At 68.2% G+C, this 17512-nt stretch carries 18 protein-coding genes; 7 read left to right on the top strand and 11 right to left on the bottom strand.

From position 1 onward, the window contains the following. Positions 1-78: 78 nt before the first annotated feature. Entirely contained in the window at positions 79-519 is a 441-nt protein-coding gene (locus AC1DCU_RS18880; RefSeq protein ID WP_032975450.1) for a universal stress protein, read from the bottom strand. A 141-nt stretch (positions 520-660) separates the two neighbouring features. Here AC1DCU_RS18880 and AC1DCU_RS18875 point away from each other — a divergent pair, with 141 nt between their 5' ends. From AC1DCU_RS18875 to AC1DCU_RS18860, 4 genes are all read left to right on the top strand, one after another. Beyond that, on the top strand, positions 661-1578 hold the full coding sequence (locus AC1DCU_RS18875; protein ID WP_032975413.1) for a LysR family transcriptional regulator: 918 nt from the start codon (positions 661-663) through the stop codon (positions 1576-1578). A gap of 154 nt (positions 1579-1732) precedes the next feature. After that, complete coding sequence (locus tag AC1DCU_RS18870) at positions 1733-3262, top strand: MFS transporter (protein ID WP_032975414.1); 1530 nt, start codon at positions 1733-1735, stop codon at positions 3260-3262. A gap of 22 nt (positions 3263-3284) precedes the next feature. After that, positions 3285-4367: an HlyD family secretion protein gene (locus AC1DCU_RS18865; RefSeq protein ID WP_032975415.1), complete on the top strand. Its 1083-nt coding sequence runs from the start codon at positions 3285-3287 to the stop codon at positions 4365-4367. Beyond that, entirely contained in the window at positions 4364-5773 is a 1410-nt protein-coding gene (locus AC1DCU_RS18860; protein WP_282279606.1) for an efflux transporter outer membrane subunit, read from the top strand. The genes AC1DCU_RS18865 and AC1DCU_RS18860 overlap by 4 nt, the downstream gene beginning before the upstream one ends. A gap of 94 nt (positions 5774-5867) precedes the next feature. Here the strand turns inward: AC1DCU_RS18860 and AC1DCU_RS18855 are convergent, their stop codons facing one another. From AC1DCU_RS18855 to AC1DCU_RS18830, 6 genes are all read right to left on the bottom strand, one after another. Next, positions 5868-6266 (bottom strand): hypothetical protein, encoded by a 399-nt coding sequence (locus AC1DCU_RS18855; RefSeq protein ID WP_051584927.1) that lies wholly within the window; start codon positions 6264-6266, stop codon positions 5868-5870. Between the two features lie 171 nt (positions 6267-6437). Next, positions 6438-6776, bottom strand: coding sequence for a hypothetical protein (locus tag AC1DCU_RS18850; RefSeq protein WP_025874099.1), 339 nt, complete (start codon positions 6774-6776; stop codon positions 6438-6440). Positions 6777-6854: 78 nt separating this feature from the next. After that, positions 6855-7796: a DegV family protein gene (locus tag AC1DCU_RS18845; RefSeq protein WP_032975417.1), complete on the bottom strand. Its 942-nt coding sequence runs from the start codon at positions 7794-7796 to the stop codon at positions 6855-6857. Between the two features lie 95 nt (positions 7797-7891). Beyond that, the gene (locus tag AC1DCU_RS18840; protein ID WP_032975418.1) at positions 7892-8524 is read right to left on the bottom strand and encodes a 2-hydroxychromene-2-carboxylate isomerase; all 633 of its coding nucleotides are present in this window, start codon (positions 8522-8524) and stop codon (positions 7892-7894) included. A gap of 19 nt (positions 8525-8543) precedes the next feature. Further along, positions 8544-9806 (bottom strand): amidohydrolase family protein, encoded by a 1263-nt coding sequence (locus AC1DCU_RS18835; RefSeq protein WP_032975419.1) that lies wholly within the window; start codon positions 9804-9806, stop codon positions 8544-8546. After that, the gene (locus tag AC1DCU_RS18830; protein ID WP_025874103.1) at positions 9806-11215 is read right to left on the bottom strand and encodes an amidohydrolase; all 1410 of its coding nucleotides are present in this window, start codon (positions 11213-11215) and stop codon (positions 9806-9808) included. The genes AC1DCU_RS18835 and AC1DCU_RS18830 overlap by 1 nt, the downstream gene beginning before the upstream one ends. 153 nt (positions 11216-11368) lie before the next feature. Here AC1DCU_RS18830 and AC1DCU_RS18825 point away from each other — a divergent pair, with 153 nt between their 5' ends. Both AC1DCU_RS18825 and AC1DCU_RS18820 read left to right on the top strand, forming a co-directional pair. Then, entirely contained in the window at positions 11369-12145 is a 777-nt protein-coding gene (locus tag AC1DCU_RS18825; RefSeq protein ID WP_025874105.1) for an AMP nucleosidase, read from the top strand. A 43-nt stretch (positions 12146-12188) separates the two neighbouring features. Next, the gene (locus AC1DCU_RS18820; RefSeq protein ID WP_032975420.1) at positions 12189-12728 is read left to right on the top strand and encodes a DUF924 family protein; all 540 of its coding nucleotides are present in this window, start codon (positions 12189-12191) and stop codon (positions 12726-12728) included. 120 nt (positions 12729-12848) lie between these two features. Here AC1DCU_RS18820 and grxD read toward each other — a convergent pair whose 3' ends face one another. Beyond that, positions 12849-13775, bottom strand: a complete 927-nt coding sequence (grxD, locus tag AC1DCU_RS18815) for a Grx4 family monothiol glutaredoxin (RefSeq protein ID WP_025874107.1) — start codon at positions 13773-13775, stop codon at positions 12849-12851. A gap of 60 nt (positions 13776-13835) precedes the next feature. Here grxD and AC1DCU_RS18810 point away from each other — a divergent pair, with 60 nt between their 5' ends. Further along, positions 13836-14615 carry a polysaccharide deacetylase family protein gene (locus AC1DCU_RS18810; protein WP_282279607.1) on the top strand — a complete coding sequence of 260 codons (780 nt, stop codon included), beginning with the start codon at positions 13836-13838 and terminating at the stop codon, positions 14613-14615. A gap of 253 nt (positions 14616-14868) precedes the next feature. Here AC1DCU_RS18810 and AC1DCU_RS18805 read toward each other — a convergent pair whose 3' ends face one another. From AC1DCU_RS18805 to AC1DCU_RS18795, 3 genes are read right to left on the bottom strand one after another with little or no spacing between them, the layout of a single operon-like run. Continuing rightward, entirely contained in the window at positions 14869-15600 is a 732-nt protein-coding gene (locus AC1DCU_RS18805; protein ID WP_032975423.1) for a class I SAM-dependent methyltransferase, read from the bottom strand. A 4-nt stretch (positions 15601-15604) separates the two neighbouring features. Further along, entirely contained in the window at positions 15605-16222 is a 618-nt protein-coding gene (locus AC1DCU_RS18800) for an SGNH/GDSL hydrolase family protein (protein ID WP_032975424.1), read from the bottom strand. 3 nt (positions 16223-16225) lie between these two features. Beyond that, positions 16226-17500 (bottom strand): pyridoxal phosphate-dependent aminotransferase, encoded by a 1275-nt coding sequence (locus AC1DCU_RS18795; RefSeq protein WP_025874111.1) that lies wholly within the window; start codon positions 17498-17500, stop codon positions 16226-16228. Between the last annotated feature and the right edge of the window lie 12 nt (positions 17501-17512).

The raw sequence follows: 17512 nt of genomic DNA, 5'->3' as shown, positions 1-17512 counted from the left end.
GGCCAGCGGCCGGCACTCCCCTGGCAGGCAGCCCGCGTCAGGCCGCCGCAGGCCAGTACATTGCCATGCTGGCGATACCTACGGATCACGTGTTTCCACCAGCACCGGGCAAGGCGCATGGTCGATCGTCCATTGCCCCACCGAGGGCTCGAACAGGCGCTGCAGGCGTGACAGATGGCGGTGGCCGATGACGATCAGGTCGCATTGCAGGCGACGCGCCTGCGCGCTGATCACTTCGCCAGGATCGCCGCAAGGCAGCTGTGCGATGGCGTCCACGCCGCGCTCGCGCAGCTCGGCCAGGGCGTCGGCCAGTACCGCTTCGGCATGCGCCTGCTGCCGGGCGGCGGCGGGATACTCACGGCGGTCGGCATCGGTGGCACCAGCGGCCAGTGCGAATTCGGGGTCAAGCACGCACAGCAGGTGCAGGCGGCTGCGGGGGCCGGCCATGGTGGCGGCCAGGTCCAGCACGCGGTCGTGCTGGGGGCCGCCATCAAGCGCGACCAGCAGGGTGTTGAACATGGAAAGCTCCTTTGCAGGGCGCTGATGGTCGCTGATGTCGTCGCGCGCACCCATGCCGTGCGCCGCAGTCAATGCGTGCGTACAACGCAATTATGGATGATCTGGATTGCAGTAGAGTCATCCCATTTGCGGGAGACTGCCATGCCCTTGCCGGACCTGAACCTGTTGCTGGCACTGGATGTGCTGATCGACGAATGCAGCGTGGCGGCCGCTGCGCGACGGATGAATCTCAGTGCGCCGGCGATGAGCCGTACCCTGGGCCGGGTACGGGTAGCCCTGGGTGATCCGGTGCTGGTGCGCGCCGGCCGTGGGCTCGCTCCCACGCCACGCGCGCTGGAACTGCGTGAGCAGGTGCGCGATGTGATCGAGCAGGCACACCGCGTGTTCAATGCGGGCCGCGAGGTCGACATGGTCACGCTGGAACGAACGTTCAGCGTGCGCGCCAACGATGTGTTCATCGGCAGCTATGGCGGCCGCCTGCGTGATGTCTTCCGCCAGCAGGCACCGCGCTGCATGCTGCGCTTCGTGCCCGAAGGCGATACCGATGACGATGCGATGGTGCAGGGGCGGATCGACCTGTACATCAGCACGGCCGGCAAGCACAGCCCGGAAACCAAGGTGCAGCACCTGTTCACCACCTCGCTGCTGGGCGCGGCACGCGAGGATCATCCGTTGTTCGACGGCGACATCAGTGTCGAGCGCTTCGCCGCGTGCGACCACATCGCCGTGTCCCGGCGCGGGCTTGCGCATGGCCCGATCGACGAAGAGCTGGCAGCGCTTGGCCTGCAACGACGGGTGGCGGTGGTCATCCCTACCTTCCACGGCGCGATCTTTGCTGCCGCCGATTCGGACCTGGTGCTGCCGCAGATGCCAAGCGTGATGCTCGACCGCATCACCCGCATGGGCCTGCCGCTGCGGATGTTCCCGCTGCCGGTGCCGGTGCGGACCGTAGCGCTGGTGCAGGCCTGGCACCCACGCATGGACAACGACCCGGCCCACCAGTGGCTGCGGCGGGCGATCAAGGGCATGTGCGATTCGGTCGAGGCGGCCCACCACTGATTGCCCGCGGGCGTGCGTTGTACGCACGCCTGCGATGCCGGGCACGCCATTTTTCGCAGGCAACGGCCTTTCTAGACTGCGCTCCCGAAAGTTTCACTGAGCGCAATCCAATGTCTCCATATATGCCGTGTACTGCACGGATCGGCAGCCGGCAGTGAGCACGCCGGCCGCCATGCCCGCGGCGCCGGCAGCGCCCCGGCCCGTCGCTGCCCCCGGCTTCGACCGGCGCATCCTGGTTGGGCTGTGCGGTGTGCTGCTGGCAGTGCTGGTGTCGGGTTTCAACGAGAACGTCACCAAGGTCGCGCTGGCCGACATCCGCGGTGCGATGGGTTTCAGCGTCGATGACGGCAGCTGGATCGTGGCGCTGTACAGCGCCATGTCGGTCAGCGCGATGGCATTCGCACCGTGGTGCGCAGCCACCTTCTCGCTGCGCCGCTTTGCGCTGGCGATGATCGGCGGCTTCATGGTGCTGGGCGTGCTGTGCCCGCTCGCCCCCAACCTGCAGACCTTTCTGCTGCTGCGCGCATTGCAGGGCCTGTGTGGGGGCGCGTTGCCGCCGCTGCTGATGAGCGTGGCGCTGCGCTTCCTGCCGCCGGGCATCAAGCTGTACGGTCTGGCCGCCTACGCACTGACCGCCACCTTCGGGCCGAGCATGGGCACCCCGCTGGCCGCATTCTGGGTGGAGCAGGTGGGCTGGCACTGGGCGTTCTGGCAGATCGTGCCGTATTGCCTGGCGGCGATGGCGATGGTCGGCTGGGGCCTGCCACAGGATCCCCTGCGGCTGGAGCGCTTCGCACAGTTCAACGGCGTCGGCCTGATGCTCGGCCTGCCGGCGCTGGTGCTGCTGGTACTGGGCCTGGTGCAGGGCCCGCGCCTGAACTGGTTCGACTCGTCGTTGATCACGCTGATGCTGGGGGGTGGTGCGGGTCTGCTGGTGCTGTTCTTCATCAACGAGTGGTTCCATCCACTGCCGTTCTTCAAGCTGCAGCTGCTGGCCAACCGCAACCTCAGCTACTCGCTGATTACCCTCGGTGGCGTGCTGTTCGTGCTGCTGGCGGTGATCTCCATTCCTTCCGGCTTCCTCGCCAGCGTGCAGGGCTATCGCCCACAACAGACCGCGCCGATGCTGCTGTGGGTGGCGGTGCCGCAGGTCATCGCGCTGCCGTTGGTCGCCGCACTGCTGAACATCCGTGCGATCGATTGCCGTTGGGTGCAGGCCACCGGGCTGGCGCTGCTGGCGCTGGCCTGCTGGCTGGGCGCGCATCTGGACGTCAGCTGGATACGCGACAACTTCCTGTGGGTACAGCTGCTGCAGGTGTTTGCGCAGCCGATGGCGGTGCTGCCGCTGCTGATGCTGGCCACCGGCGGCTTGGCGCCACAGGACGGTCCCTTTGCCTCGGCGTGGTTCAACACGGTCAAGGGCTTTGCTGCGGTGCTGGCCAGCGGCGTGCTGGAAGCGGTCGCGCAGGGACGCCGCCATTTCCACTCCACCGTGCTGGTCGAGCGACTTGGCGAACAGCCGTGGCTGGCCGAAGGGCCGCAGCTTGGCGCGCGCCTGCATGCGCAGGTGCAGGCGTTGACCTCGGCCGATCTCTACCTGCTGGTCGCGTTGGTCGCGCTGGCCTTCATTCCCCTCATTGCCTGGATGCCCACCCGCATCCATCCGCCACGTGCCGTGGCCTGATCCCCTTCGCAGGAACTCCCCCATGACAATCAATCGAACGTATCTCAACGCGGGCCTCGGCCTGGGCGTACTGCTTCTGGCCGGTGGTGCCTGGCTGCTGCTGCGCGATGGCCGCCACCAGACCACCAACAACGCCTATGTGGTCGCCGACTACACCGTGGTCGCACCGAAGATCGCTGGCTTCGTCAGCGCGGTGGAAGTGCAGGACAACCAAGCGGTGAAGGCCGGTGACGTGCTGGCCCGCATCGATGACCGCGACTACCAGGTCGCGTTGCTGGCCGCCCGCGCCGACCTGGGCAATGCGCGCGCGCAGCTGGCCAACGCGCAGGCGGCGCTGGCACAGCAGGGCTCGCTGATCGAACACGCCCAGGCGAGTGTGGATGTCAGCCGCGCCGAACTGACCCTGGCCAGCGCCGACCAGCAGCGTTACCGCGAGCTGGCCCGCAACGGTGCCGGTACCGTGCAGAACGCGCAGCAGGCGCAGTCGAAGCAGGCCGTGGCCAGTGCACATCTGCAACAGGGACAGGCCGCGTTGTCGACCGCACGCCAGCGCACCGACATCCTCGCTGCCGGGGTGCAGGCCGCACAGGCGGCCGTGCAGCGCGCCGAAGCCGCGCAGGCGCGTGCCGAACTGGATCTTTCGCACACCGAGCTGCGTGCACCGATTGATGGCGTGGTGGGACGCCGCGCAGTGCGCGTCGGCGCCTACCTGACCCCGGGCACGCCGGTGGCCGCGGTGGTGCCGCTGCAGCGCGCCTTCGTTGTCGCCAACTTCCAGGAAACGCAGATGACCCGCATGCAGCCGGGGCAGCAGGTCGAACTGACGGTGGACGTGTTCCCCGGCACGCGGCTGCGTGGCCATATCGACAGCATCGCCCCGGCCACGGGGGTGACGTTCGCCGCGGTGGCGCCGGAAAACGCGACCGGCAACTTCACCAAGGTGGTGCAGCGCATTCCAGTGAAGATCGTGCTAGAGCCGGAGCAGGCATTGCTGGGCCAACTGCGTGCCGGCATGTCGGTGGAAGCCAGCGTGGATCTGCAGCGTCCGCAGCGGGTGCAGAGTGCGCAGCGCGAGCGGCACCGCACGGGCGGGGAAGGCGCATGATCCGCGTATTCCCGCGTGGACTGGCTGCAGCGGCACTGTGCACGGCGTTGACCGCCTGCACGCTGGGCCCGGACTTCGTGCGCCCGCAGGCCGAGCTGCCCACGCAGTGGCAGGGCGAAGCGGTGGCTTCAGCTGCGCTGGATGACGACGCCAGCTGGTGGTCCGGTTTCGATGATCCGCTGCTGGGGCAACTGGCGACGCAGGTACTGCAGGCCAATCTCGACCTGCAGCTGGCCGCCAACCGGGTGCAGCAGAGCCGCGCCGCGCGTGGCGTCACCGCGGCCGACCGGCTGCCCAGCGTCGGCGCCACTGCCAGTGGCGTACGCGCGCGCAACAGCGAGGTAGGCCTGAACGATCCGTCCGGTAATGGCGGTCGCGATGACTATGGGCTGTTCCAGGCCGGCATCGGCATGAGCTGGGAACTGGATCTGTGGGGACGCGTACGCCGTCAGGTGGAAGCGGCCGACGCACGCGTGCAGATGGCTGAGGAAGATGCACACGCGGCGCGCATCGCGCTGCTGGCCGAGACCGCGCGTGATTACCTGCAGTTGCGCGCAACGCGCCAGCTGCTGGCCATCACCGAGGACAACCTCAGCATCGCCCACGACATCAAGCGGCTGACCGAAGCGCGCCAGCGCCAGGGCGTGGCCAGCACGTTGCAGGTCTCCAGTGCGGCGGCGCAGGTGGCATCGCTGCAGGCTCGCATCGCACCGCTGCGGCACCGCGAATCGCAGCTGCGCAATGCACTCGCGTTCCTGCTGGCACAGCCGCCGCAGGCACTGGATACGCAGCTGCAGAGCGCGCGCCGCGATTGGCCCGCGTTGCCGACCGTGGCCGTGGGCGTGCCCAGTGAACTGGCCGAGCGTCGCCCTGATGTCCGCCGTGCCGAGGCTGCGCTGCATGCTGCCACGGCGGGAATTGGCGTGGCCAAGGCCAGCTTCCTGCCGCGCATCACCTTGAATGGCGATGCCGGTTTCCAGGCCAGGCAGCTGGATGATCTGGATGGCTGGAACGCGCATCGCTTCAGTATCGGCCCGTCGATCAGCCTGCCGATCTTCCAGGGCGGACGCCTGAAGGCCAACCTGGCGCTGAGCAGGCTGCAGCAGCAACAGGCGGCCCTGCAGTTCCGCCGTACCGTGCTGCAGGCCTGGCATGAAGTGGACGATGCCATCGACGGCTATGCCGCCGAACAGCAGCGTGCCGCGCAGCTGCACGTGGCGGTGGATGAGAGCGAGACGGCGCTGGGTGCGGCGCGTCGGCAGTACCAGGCCGGCGTGGTCGACATGCTGGATGTATTGAGCACCCAGCGCATCGCGCTGGACAACCAGGCCGCGCTGGCCAACAGCCGGGCGACCGCCGCGATTGCACGCGTAGAGCTGTATCGCGCCCTGGGCGGCGGTTGGTAAGGCGCAGGTTGGGTAGTGCCGGCCGCTGGCCGGCAGGTGCCGTCTGCATGAGTTGCCGGCCAGCGCCCGGCACTATCCTGGCAGGCAGCCCGCGTCAGGCCGCCGGCTTTTCGCGTTTGCGGAACAGCAGATAAGGCCAGATACCGATCAACACCGCTGCGATGACCGTGCCGTAGACCAGCGCGAGCACTGACTTGCCCGGCTCGGTCCAGACCATGCCCAGCAGAAGCAGGCCGAACACGATGGTCGGCCCGCCCAGCAGGATCATGGCGAAGGTCTTTATCCGTCCACTGGTGGGCGCATTGGCGAGCTTTCCGACCATGTCGGTACCACCGAAATGCACCTGCAGTGCATCGCTGGTGGAACGGGCGGGCTGCGGTTTTGCGGGTTCCGGCGGTGCCACCGGCTGCTGCAGGTCCATTTCCCGAGGCGCCGGCGGCAGCAGGTCCGACAGGTTGGTCTGCTCGATGAGCGCTTTCAGCTTGGGGTCCATGTGCAATCCGTGCGGTCACCGTTGGCGGCGGCACGATACCAGCACACCCAGGTGCCGGGTAGTGCCGGCCGCTGGCCGGCAGCTCGGCAAGGTGAAGCCGGTAGTGGCCAACCTTGGTTGGCAGCCTTCAGGAAAGCGCCAACCAAGGTTGGCGCCTACCAGAGGCGGAACTCAACGCACGTCGCGCAGTTCCCAGTGGTGCCCGGCCAGCAGGCGCAGGCGCTGCTTGAACACGTCACTGTCGATGCGGGTGGTGGCCACCAGGTTGATGCGCAGGTCCTTCTGCTCACCGGTCACGGTGGCCTCCGGATCGGTCGCGCCCCACTGCGGCTCCACCGCATCCGGGTCCGGCTGCTTGTCGCGCCAGCGCTCGAACAGGCTGCCATTGCGCAGCGCGTTCTGCAGTTCTTCGGCGAAGCCGGCAGCGCCCTGCGAATGGAAAGACAGGTCGGGGTCGTTGCCGCGGGCCTTGGACGGTTCGGGCAGGCTGATGTGGTACTGCGCAGGCATGTTGATCTCCTTGAGGTGCGGCTAGGCTGGCATAGGCGCGGTGGAATCGATGTGCAGATTCCAGAGCGCGGTTGGCCTTCATTCAAATCGATGCGGCCCATCGGCAAAACCCACGGTGACCGCGCCCTTGCCGACGTTGACCATGCCGGTCAGGCTCATCACCGATTCGTACACGGTCACGCCATGGCCGGCGCAGACCTCCTTCATCTGCGCATAGCCGGGCAGGGCACGCAGCTCGTCCAGTTCGCCGCCGTAGCTGACGCACACGGTCGGCGTCATCAGGCCGGCGCGTACGCGCTGGCCGACCACGCCGAACAGCTTCAGCACGGCATTGTCGAAACCCTTGATCTTCGCCACCGGCCCGGTCTGCCCGCGATAACCATGCAACACCGGCTTGATGTCCAGCGCACTGCCCAGTGCGGCGCTGAGCAGGCCGACGCTTCGGTCGCCCTTGTGCCGGGCGCGGGCACGCATGTAGTACAGGTCGCGGGTGACCATGTAGCCGTGCACGTTGCCGGCCAGTTCTTCCAGGCGCTCGCGGATCTGCTGCACGCTGGCATCACTGGCGCGCAGCCGCACCGCTTCCACCGCCGTCACCGCCTGGGCGGCGAACAGGTTCTGGGTATCCAGCACGCGCAGCGCGAACGGCGAGTTGAAGCCGGCCGCCTGCCGCACCGGCTTGTAGTCGTTGAGGATGGCGAAGCTGGCCTGCAGTGCATTGTCGTGGATCGGGCTGCGGGTCTTGGTGATGGTCATGCAGAACACATGGTCGTAGTCGATCACCAAGCGTTGCAGGAACAGGTCGCGGATCTGGTTGACGCTGAAGGGGATGGTCTCCGCTTCGGCGCCGTGCTCGGCGACGTGCGCGTGCAGGAAGCTGAGCGTTGCCTGCTCGTCGCGGTGGTCGGCGAGCACCGCTTCGCCGATCCGCACGGTGATCGGCAGCAGCACGATGTTGTGCTCGGCAATGAAGTCCTGCGGCAGGTCGCAGGCCGAGTCGACGACGATTCCGATGCGCATCCGCGGCTCCCCCTCCAGGGCGGTTGTAGGTTCGGAAATGTGAAAACTATCTCAAAACGGGGGCGGGCGCGCGAGGGAAACGCGCCGCTCCCTGTTCAGCGACTGCGCTGCACCGCCACCGGCAGGGCCACCGCCTGCTGCCAGTCCGGCCGGTCCAGCAGGCTGGGGTCGTCCAGCACCGCCGCCATCAGCGGGTGGGTATCGTTGCCCCAGAACAGTTCGCCGTCGATGGCCAGGGTCGGCACGCCGAACACCCCGGCCTCGATCGCCGCCTCGGTGTTGCGTCGCAGTTGCTCCTTGATGGCCGGCTCGCCAATGGCCGCCTCTACGTCGCTGATACCCAGCCGGGCGGCGGGTTCGCGCAGGGCCTCGGCCGTGTCGCCGGCGTGGCCGTCGCGCCAGATCCAATCGAACAGCACGTCCACTGCCGCAGTGCTGGCACCGGCGGCCAGGCACAGGCGCAGGGCCGCCAGCGGATTGAACGGGTGCCCGGGCGGGAAGCGCAGTGGCGTGCCCTCGGCCTGCGCGGTCCACAGCAGCTGGCGGTACATGAAGCGGCGCTTGGCCGGGATCTCCGCCGGGCCCAGGTTGCCCAGATGGTGCAGTACCGCACCAAAGGCGATGGGCACCGGTTGGATGCGCCCGAACTGCGGCAGCTGCTTCACCTTCTGCCAGTGCAGGTAGGAATAGGGCGAGACGAAGTCGAAATACCAGCGCAGGGTGGGCATCGATGGCTCCTGGTTACGGTCAGGGTTGCGCGTTGCGCTGCAGGTAGCGGTCGCGCAGTTCGGTCTGGCGCGAGCGCATCGGCATCGCGCGGCCGCCCAGCCAGACCTGCTCGGCATAGTGCGCCACATCCAGCGGATCGCCTTCCCACAGCACCAGGTCGGCACGCTTGCCCGGCTCGATGCTGCCGATCTGGTCGGCCACGCCCAGCACCTCGGCCGGTACCCGGGTCAGCCCGGCCAGTCCGTCGGCCCAGGGCAGGCCGTTGGCCACCGCATTGCCGGCCAGCTGGCGCATCTTGCGTGCGTTGTGCGAGGCATCATCGCGCTGGGCGAAGGCCACCGGTACGCCCGCGCGCTGCAACCGCGCGGCGTTTTCCAAGGTGGCGCCGATCTGGTCGAAGGTCGTCGGCAGGTTGCCCAGTGCGTCGACGAACACCGGCACCTTGGCCGCTGCCAGTTCCGGTGCCAGCTGCCAGGCCTCGGCACCGCCGGCGACGGCGATCTTCACCCTCTCGCGGGCCGCCCAGCGCAGCAGCTGGCGGATGTCGGCCGCGCGGTCCACTTCCACCACGATGCGGCCCTGCCCGGACAGATAGCGGGCGAGCGTGCGGCGGCCGGCCGGGGTCAGCAGCGCATGCGGCGAATCGGCGGCCACCTGGCCGCGTGCCTCGTCCACCATCTGCTGCAGCAGCATCCACTGCGCCGCGCGCGATTGACCGGTCAGTTCAGATGCTGCAGCACCCAGGCGCAGGAACAGCGCGCGCGGGCCGATCGGGTCGGCACTGCCATCGAAACGCACCACGCCGCCCTGGCCGGCGACGAAGCCACCGCCGGTGGCCGCGCCCAGCGCAGTGAAGCCGATGCCGTCCAGGCGCGCCACCGGAATCAGCACGGATGCCGGGTTATAGGCCAGTGTCACGTCGAACTCCGGGCGTAGCGGCTGCTCGCCGATCTTCAGTGCGCTGTCGACCGTGCTTGATTCACCGGATACTTCCTCGATGCCGATCTCGGTGATGCCACCGAACAGGGCAGGGGTCAGCATGCGTCCCTTGGCTTCGACCACCGGCACACCGGCCGGTGTGGACAGGCCCCGGCCCACCGCACGGATGATGCCGCCCTGCACCAGCACATCGGCATCTTCCACGTTGCCACGTGCGCTGGCGGTAGCGACCGTCGCACCGCGCACCAGCAGGTCCTGCGCCGAGGCTGCGGTTGTCATCACCAACAGCGCAACCAAGGTAGCGCCGGGCCATGCCCGGCGGCGCTTGTTCAACATGCCCATCAGCGCAACTCCTGTCCAAGCTGGAAATCCGACCGCGGCGTTGCCGATGGCGTGCTGCGGTCGTACACACGGCGGCCATCGACGAACACCTGCTCGGCCAGTGCATACGAACTGAAGGGATTGCCGTTCCAGATCACCACGTCGGCCATCTTTCCGGCCTCCAGCGTGCCGGTCTGCGCCTCGATGCCCAGCGCCTTGGCGGCGTTGGCGGTCATCCAGGTGATCGCGCGTTCCGGCGCGATCTCCGGCATGTGCGCGCGGCGCGCGGCGGCCATCACCTTGGCTGCCTCCTGGTTCAGGCGCTGGATGCCCTCGGGCGAGTCGGAGTGGACGATGGCGCAGCTGTTCTTCGGCCGGTCGACCAGCGCGATGTTCTCGGCGATGCCGTCGAAGGCTTCCATCTTGAAGCCCCACCAGTCGGCCCACAGTGCCCCGCACACGCCTTCGGCCGCCAGCCGGTCGGCCAGTTTGTAGGCCTCCACGCCGTGGTGGAAGGCGGCCACCTTGAAGCCGAATTCCTTGGACAGGTCGAGCATGGTGGCCATTTCATCGGCGCGATAGCAGTGGATGTGCACGCGGATATCGCCCTGGATCGCACCGGCGAGCGTATCCAGCTTGAGGTCGCGCTTGCCGCCGGCATCACCGGCGCTGTCGCCCTTGTCGCTGCCGAACCAGCCCTTGCGCTTGGCCGGCTTCGGCTTGTTCTTGGCGATGTAGTCGGCTGCGTCGATGAAGGCTGCGCGGTAACCGGCCACGTTGCCCATCCGCGTTGCAGGTGCCACGCCCTTGCCGCCACCGTAGACGCGCTTGGGGTTTTCGCCGCAGGCCATTTTCAGGCCCCACGGCGCGCCGGGGAACTTCATTGCCTGGTAGGTGGTGGCAGGCACGTTCTTCAGCGTTACGCCGCGGCCACCGACCAGGTTGGCCGAGCCGGGCAGCACCTGCATGCTGGTCACTCCGCCTGCCAGCGCCGCCTGGAAACCGGGGTCCTGCGGCCATACCGAGTGCTCGGCCCAGACGTTGGCGGTGACCGGCGCGGTCATCTCGTTGCCGTCGCTGTGCGCGCCGACACCGGGGCTGGGATAGACGCCCAGGTGCGAGTGCACGTCGATCAGGCCGGGCGTCACCCACTTGCCGTCGGCGTTGATGCGGGTGACGCTGGCATCGACCTGCAGCGCATCGCCGACGGCGACGATGCGGCCATCGCGCAGCAGCACATCGGCGTTGTCGAGGCGCTGGCCGGTGCCGGTCAGCACCGTTGCGTTCTGGATCAGCAGCGGCCCATCGGGGTGCGCCTGGTAGGTGCTCGGGTAGGGATCGGCCACGAAGCGCGAAGCGCCCACGGCCGGCGCCGTGCTCAGCGATACCAGCGCCAGACCCAACCCGGCGCGCAACAACGTCGATGTCATGCAGATCCCCTTGGCAGCGTGTTCAACCCACCGACGCTAGCCGGGGAGCGGCGTGCTTGCCAAGTGTCCTTTTTCACGGGTCGCCATCGGCCATCTCGACGGCAACGACCGCCTCCCGGAAAATGGTGCTCCCCACGCCGTACCGGAGCGCCCATGAAGAGCAAGCAGGACATCGTCGACAACTGGCTTCCGCGCTATACCGGCGTGCCTCTGGACCAGTTCGGCCAGCACATCCTGCTGACCAACTTCGGGGGCTACCTGCATACGTTCTCCGCGCTGACCGGGGCGCCGGTGATCGGCCTGGACCGGCCGATGGCCAGCGCCACCATCGACGGCATCACCATGATCAACTTCGGCATGGGCAGCCCCAATGCCGCGATCATCATGGATCTGCTGTCAGCGGTGATGCCCAAGGCCGTGCTGTTCCTGGGCAAGTGCGGCGGGCTGAAACGCAAGAACGAGCTGGGCGACCTGGTGCTGCCGATCGCGGCCATCCGCGGCGAGGGGACCTCGGGCGACTACCTGCCGCCGGAAGTGCCGGCCTTGCCGGCCTTCGCCCTGCAGCGTGCGGTTTCGACCATGATCCGCGACCTCGGCCATGATTACTGGACCGGCACCGTCTACACCACCAACCGCCGGGTCTGGGAGCACGACGAGGCCTTCAAGGAGCGGCTGCGGGCGATGCGCTGCATGGCCATCGACATGGAAACCGCGACGATCTTCGCTGCCGGCTTCGCCAACCACATTCCCAGCGGGGCCCTGCTGCTGGTTTCAGACCAGCCGATGATCCCGGACGGGGTGAAAACCGAGGCGTCCGACGCCAAGGTCAGCTCGCAGTTCGTGGAAAACCATATCCAGATCGGCATCGAGGCGCTTAAGCTTATCCGGCGCAACGGCAAGTCGGTCCGCCACCTGCGCTTCGACGAATGATGATGATGGCCTGGCGCGGCGCGCCGGCCCTGGGGAGTAGGTGATGGACGTTGCCGCGCAAGTGGTGGAATTCTGGAAGGACGCGGGCCCTGAAAAGTGGTTTGCCCGCGATGATGCGTTCGACGCGCGGTTCCGTACGCTGTTCGCGGACGAACACCACGCTGCCGCATCGCGCGCGCGCGAGCACTGGCTGGGCAGCGCCGAGGGCGCGCTGGCGCTGATGCTGCTGCTGGACCAGTTCCCGCGCAACTGCTTCCGCGGCACGGCCCATTCCTATGCCACCGATGGCCTCGCACGGCACTACGCCACGCGCGCGATCGAGGAGGGGCTGGACCTGCAGCTGGTCCCCAAACTGCGCGCCTTCATCTACCTGCCGTTCGAGCACTCCGAAGATCCGCTGGACCAGGACCGCTCGGTCGCGATGTTCGACGTGCTGGGTGACAAGGAATACCTGCAGTACGCCGAACTGCACCGCGACATCATCCGCCGCTTCGGCCGGTTCCCGCACCGCAATGCGGTGCTTGGCCGCATTCCGTCGCCGGAAGAACTGGATTACCTGGCCGAAGGCGGGTTCGCCGGGTAACCGGAACGTCAGCCCCCGCGCTTGGGACACGGAAGGAGTAGATCCACGCCATGCGTGGATGGGCTCAACAGAAAACGCCGGCTTTCGCCGGCGTTTTTCCTGTGCATCAAGCGCAGCCGATCAGTACTTCGGCACGCCGTTGTCCACTTCGTCCGACCAGGCATCGATGCCGCCGGTGACGTTGAACACCTTGCTGAAGCCCAGCGCACGGAACTGCTCTGCTGCCTGCGCGCTGCGGCCACCGTGGTGGCACAGGAAGGCCAGGGCGGTGTCCTTGGGCAGGGCTTCCAGCTCGGCGCGGCCGTTGCCATCGAAGCTCTTGAACGGCACGCCGACAGCGGCAATGGCGCGTTCTTCGGCCGGGCGCACGTCCACCAGCATCACGTTGCCGGCACGCACCAGGTCGTCGGCATCACGCACGCTGATTTCCTGCACCGGCTTGGGCGCGTTCGGGTTGTCGATCGCCAGGCCCTTGCCACGGATGTCGTCGACCCAGTCGATGGTGATGCCATCGGCGCGGCGGGCGCTGGCCAGGTCGAACTGCACGCGCAGGCCGTTGGACTCGGCGGCGATCGCGCCTTCATCGTACGGGGCCAGCTGGAAGTTCGGCTGGAAGCGGGCATCGATGCCCAACTGCAGCGACGCACCCGGCGAATCGGCCAGCGCGCCCTTCAGCATTTCCACCGCGGCCGGGGTGACGGTGATGCGCGGCGGGGTGCGGTCCGGTGCAGCCAGGCCCAGCACGCTGCTCAGCTCGCCGCTGGCGGCCATCTGCAGCACGATGTCGCTGCCGCCGACCAGTTCGCCGTCGATGTACAGCTGCGGGATGGTCGGCCAGTCGCCATAGGCCTTGATGCCTTCACGGATCTCCGCGTCAGCCAGCACGTTGACGTGGGCGAACTCCACGCCCAGGTCCTGCAGGGCACCCACGGCCTTGGCCGAGAAGCCGCACTGCGGCATCGACGGCTGGCCCTTCATGAACAGCACGACGCGGTTGTCGTTGAGGATGGTTTCGATGCGCGAACGCAGGGCGGGATCGAGGGACATGGCAGTCATGGGTCCGAAAAATTCGAATCATCAATTCTACCCCCCATGGCATCATGGGGCATGACCAACGCAGGAACATTGCATCGCATCCCGACCCAGCCCTGGCGCTGGGTGCCCTGGCTGGTGCTGTCGCAGCTGGCCGTGATCCTGGTCTGGGTGCTGGCGGGCTGGCACTGGGGCCTGGCCCTGATGGTGGCAAGCCACGCGTTGTTCATGGTGCCGGTGTTCCTGCCCAACAGCCGCTTCTACGCGCCGGTGCTGAGCCGGTTGCCCGAGGCTGGCAACAGCGTCTGGCTGACCATCGACGACGGCCCCAGTGAACAGACCCCGGCGGTGCTGGATCTGCTGGACCGGCACCAGGCGAAGGCGACCTTTTTCCTGGTCGGCGAGCGCGTATTGGCGCATCCGGCCCTGGTGGAGGAAATCCTGCGTCGCGGACACGACCTCGGCAACCACAGCCACAGCCATCCGCAGGCGCGCTTCTGGCGGCTGGGCCCGGGCACGATGGCGGCGGAGATCGAGGGCTGCCAGCGAGCGCTGCAGGCGGTGAGTGGGCGACCGGTGCGCTGGTACCGCTCGGTGGTGGGCATGACCAACCCGTTCGTGGCGCCGGTACTGCGCAAGCTGGGCCTGGTGCGCGTGGGCTGGAGCGCCCGCGGTTACGACGGCGTCGGCTGCACCCCGGATGGCGTGCTGGCGCGTCTGCTCCCGGACCTGCGCCCGGGCGCGATCGTGCTGCTGCATGAAGGTGCCGCACATGGCCACAACCTGGCCATCATCGAACGGGTGCTGCAGGTGCTGGACGAGCGCGGCCTGAAAGCCGAACTGCCGGCCAGGTGACCGGTGGCGCCGGGCCATGCCCGGCGAGCGCGCAGCGCGGCAAGAGCGAAGCGACCCGCGTTTGCCCTTCGCTTTTCTCCTGTCTTCCGTGGTGGACGCGCCCGTAAACCGTCCGTGTCCGGGTGGGGTGGGCTGCGCGGGGTATCCGCGCCATGGATGGCGCGGCTAAGCCCCCAAGGAGGGGTTCACGGCGTCCCCGCGCAGCCCATCCCGCCCGGGCAGCCCCCGTAGACAGCCGCCCACCACGAGGGGCTCAGCCGTTGGCCGCAGTTCCCGGCCGCTCGGCCACCAGCAACCAGCTGTTGAACGGCGTGCGCCCATGCAGCGGACGCAACGGAGCCACCTGCATGCCGGCAGCCGCCAGCGTGGCCTGCAGCCGCTGCGGATCCGGGTAATGGCGCGGTCGCGTGCCCATCCAGCCGACCAGCCAGGCCAGTCGGTCAGCCACCCGCGTGGTGCGGTCGCGGCGGTCGCCGGTCGCCAGCGGCGTGCGCAGCAGCAGGCGGCCACCGGGCGCGACCCGCGCGCTCACCGCGCGCAGCAGCTCCAGTTGCGGCGCTTCGTCCAGGTACTGCAGCACATCCAGCAGCAGCACATGTCCACCATGCACCGGCAACGGCGCCTGCACATCCAGACAGTCGAACCGTACGTCGGCCAGGCCACTGCCGGCGCGCTGCGCACGGGCGATCTTGTCGCTGTCCACGTCGACCCCGAGATACCGCTGCTGGCGGCCGCGCTGGCGAAGCACATGCGCGAACAGGCCCAGCCCGCAGCCCAGGTCGAGCACCGGCTGGCCGTCATCGGGAAGGTGCTGCAGTACGCCGTCATACAGCGGGTCGCTGCCCAGCTTGCCGCGCGTGTAGTAGTAATCGCGGCGGCTGCCCCAGGCCTGCATCGGCCGGAAGGACTCGGCGATCAGGCGCGCCTGCCCGGCATCCAGCGGCGAACAGGGCAGGGGCGTGCCGTTCCGTGGCGTGCCGTCCATCGTCTCAGTCCGTCCTGCCCAGCAGGTGTGCGGCCACCGGCAGCGCACGCGCGCTCCACAGCCCGTACATCCGTGCGGACGGGTGCAGGCCATCCTCGGCGATCATCGCCGGGTCAGCGCCGGTGTCGCGGCTGATATCGGTGATGTCGACGAAGGCCACGCCCTGCTGGGTGCTGATCACCTCGGCGGCAGCGTTGAACTCGTCGGTTTCCAGTTCGATCTGGCCCAGGTCGCGTCCGCTGCCTGCACCGTACGGCGTGGTGCCCCAGTCCGGGAAGGACAGCACCAGGACCCGGTCCGCACGGTCGCCGGCAAAACCAATCGCGCGCTGCAGCAGGGCCTGGAACTGCACCTGGTACTCGTCCAGCGGACGCCCGCGATACTGGTTGTTGACGCCGATCAGCAGGCTGACGAAGTCGAACGGCCCTTGCGGCGCCACTTCGTCGATGCCGGCGTCGAGCTCGTCGGTGGTCCAGCCGGTGGTGGCGATGGTCTGCGGGTCGCCCAGCGCGATGCCCTGCGCGCGCAGGGCGGCGGCGAGCTGATGCGGCCAGCGGCCGTCGACCGCGACCGCTTCACCGATGGTGTAGGAATCGCCCAGGGCCAGATACGACAAGCCCATCGATCAAGCCACCGACCGGCGGGGCTTCAGCGGCACCACCTTGGTGGCGTCTTCGGCACGGCGGGCGAGGGCGCGGTCGATACGGGCGAACACGTCACGCATCACCGACGCCTCCGGCAGCAGGGTCACGCGGAAGTGATGGCGGTAAGGCACGTTGAAGCTCGAGCCCGGCACCACCAGCACGCCGTCGTTGTTCATCAGGTCGAGCGCGAAATTATGATCGTCGAAGCCCTTGGCAGCGGCACCGACCACGGCCGGGAACGCGTACAGCGCGCCGGCGGGGGCAACCAGCGACAGGTGTTCGCTGGCCTCGCAGGCTTCGATCACCGCACGACGGGTTTCATACAGGCGGCCACCCGGTGCGCACAGTTCCGAAATGGTGTCCGGGCCGTTCACTGCGGCGTCGATGGCGTACTGGCCCGGTACGTTGGCGCACAGGCGCAGTGCGCCCAGCAGGTCCAGCGCGGCGCGGAAGTCGCCCAGCCGCGCGTCGTCGCCGCTGAGGTGCGCCCAGCCCACCCGCCAGCCGCAGGCGCGGTGCACCTTGCTCAGGCCGCCGAAGGTCAGGCAGGGATGGTCACCGGCCAGCGGTGCGACCGGCTGGAACACCGCGTCGTCGTACAGGATCTGGTCGTAGATCTCATCGACCAGCAGCAGCAGGTTGTGGCGGCGCGCGATCTCCACCACCTGCTCCAGCAGCTCACGCGGGTAGCTGGCACCGCTGGGGTTGTTCGGATTGATCAGCACGATGGCGCGCGTGCGCGAGGACACCAGCGTCTCGATCTCGCTCGGGTCCGGCTGGAAGCCGTTCTCGGCGGCACAGCGGTAATACACCGGGCGGCCATCGTTGAGGATGGTCGAGGCCGACCACAGCGGGTAGTCCGGCGAGGGCACCAGCACTTCGTCGCCCGGGTTGAGCAGCGCACGCAGCGACAGGTCGATCAGCTCGCTGACACCGTTGCCGACGAACACGCGGTCCGGATGGGCATCCGGTGCGCCACGGCGGGCGTAGGCGGCGGCGATGGCCTCGCGGGCGACCGGCAGGCCCTGCTGGTGGGTATACGGATCGGTGCGGCCCATGTCATCGGCGATCGCGCGCTGCAGGTGTTCCGGTGCACGGAAGCCGAAAGCGCCGGGATTGCCGATGTTGAGCTTGATCAGCTTGTGGCCCTGCGCTTCCAGCTCCCGGGCTCGCCGTGCCAGTTCTCCGCGGATTTCGTAGCGCACTTCGGAAAGGCGCTCGCGGATGACCAGGGGTTTGGGCGAGGGAGTGGACATGGGCGGTGGGCC

The organism is Stenotrophomonas sp. 10L48 (assembly GCF_056395105.1).
Note: the sequence above shows the minus strand (reverse complement) of the source record. Positions and strands in the feature narration are given on the sequence as shown.